The sequence below is a fragment of the Bathymodiolus azoricus thioautotrophic gill symbiont genome, from assembly GCF_001298715.1.
Classification (GTDB): domain Bacteria; phylum Pseudomonadota; class Gammaproteobacteria; order PS1; family Pseudothioglobaceae; genus Thiodubiliella.
This window is the reverse complement of record NZ_CDSC02000478.1, coordinates 1-1,217: the sequence shown is the minus strand read 5'-3', so window position 1 is coordinate 1,217 and position 1,217 is coordinate 1. Positions and strand designations below refer to the sequence as shown.

Here is a 1,217-nt window from a genome sequence, read left to right as displayed (position 1 = left end):
TCTGGTAGTACGGGTTCTTCGACTGCGGCAGGAATTACATTTAGTGAAGGGGGTTACAAAAAAAATAATTACAAAGTAATCTTTGGTAAGCGTTTGAATAAAAATTTTGCAGTAGAAGGTTCATATACAGACTATTCTAGCGATACAACAGACACATCAATGTCTGCCACTAATGGTGCTGCTTTAGAGACAGCGATAAGTGCCTTGCCAGGATATAAATCTCTAATAGGACTGACTGGCACTACGCTTACGGGTACTGGCACCACTAATGCAAAGATTACTTCATCTGAAACCTTATCATCTGGTCGTAATATTGATTTGTCTGGGCTGTATTATTTTACACAGTCAGATAGTTTTGAGCCATTTGTTAAACTAGGTGTTAGCGCTTGGAATGTTAAAAGTGAATTTTCTGCATTTCAATATGATAATGCAGGTGTATTGACCACAATCGCTGGCGCTACAGATTTTAGCGGTAAAGCCAGTGGTACTGATGTTATTTATGGTATTGGTATTGATGGAAAAATTAATGACACAATAAAATATCGTGTTGATTTTGAGCGTATAAAAGCAGATGATGACATTGATAATATTGGCATTAGTATGCTTTATAGTTTCTAAATATAGATACTTAATCTACCATAAAAACACCCTGCCTTTGCAGGGTGTTTTTATTATCTAGAAACCATTAATCGCCAATTTTCCATTTACTTTTTTCTGAAAAAGCTTCAATGGTTTGGCGTTTGGCTTTGTTGATAAGATTGGAGTGTGATATTTTGTATTTTTTGGCGTAATCTACCAGAGAGACAATCTCTTTGCCTTCTAAATATGCCAAGCGTTTGTGGTAACTATTGGTGAGTGCTTTGCCGATAATACTTTCCATGATTTTGGTTTTCCCTGATTCGTTAAATTCATTAAAGGCGGTGTAGTAATCTGCCCTATCAATAAATTTAATGTTGATTGGCACAAAACCATCACGAATCAGTAGGTAATTGTCAGGTTCCACCACGTTGTTCCAGTTTGAGCATTTGATATGAGGGTTTACACAATCTGTGTTTACAGGGTCAATTATCATGATTAAAAATCTTACGATTCTTGATAGATTTTCTAATCACTGAGTTTAGTGACTCAATAGCATTAGTCGTATAAATTGCCTTTCTAATAGCCTTGGGATAAGCAAATATCGTTGCTACATTGTCCCAATTTCTACGCCATGATTT

The 1,217-nt window shown here is 35.9% G+C and carries 2 protein-coding genes and 1 pseudogene; 1 reads left to right on the top strand and 2 read right to left on the bottom strand.

The window, feature by feature from the left end:
* Positions 1-618 (top strand): outer membrane beta-barrel protein (locus BAZSYMA_RS09010; protein WP_143243186.1); only part of this gene is annotated, 618 nt, incomplete at its 5' end.
* Between the two features lie 67 nt (positions 619-685).
* On the opposite strand, the gene BAZSYMA_RS09005 is transcribed toward BAZSYMA_RS09010, so the two are convergent.
* Together BAZSYMA_RS09005 and BAZSYMA_RS09000 are read right to left on the bottom strand one after the other, a co-directional pair.
* Positions 686-1,003, bottom strand: a complete 318-nt coding sequence (locus BAZSYMA_RS09005; protein WP_241502607.1) for a hypothetical protein — start codon at positions 1,001-1,003, stop codon at positions 686-688.
* A gap of 61 nt (positions 1,004-1,064) precedes the next feature.
* A pseudogene (locus BAZSYMA_RS09000) lies at positions 1,065-1,217 on the bottom strand (transposase); the annotation flags it as partial.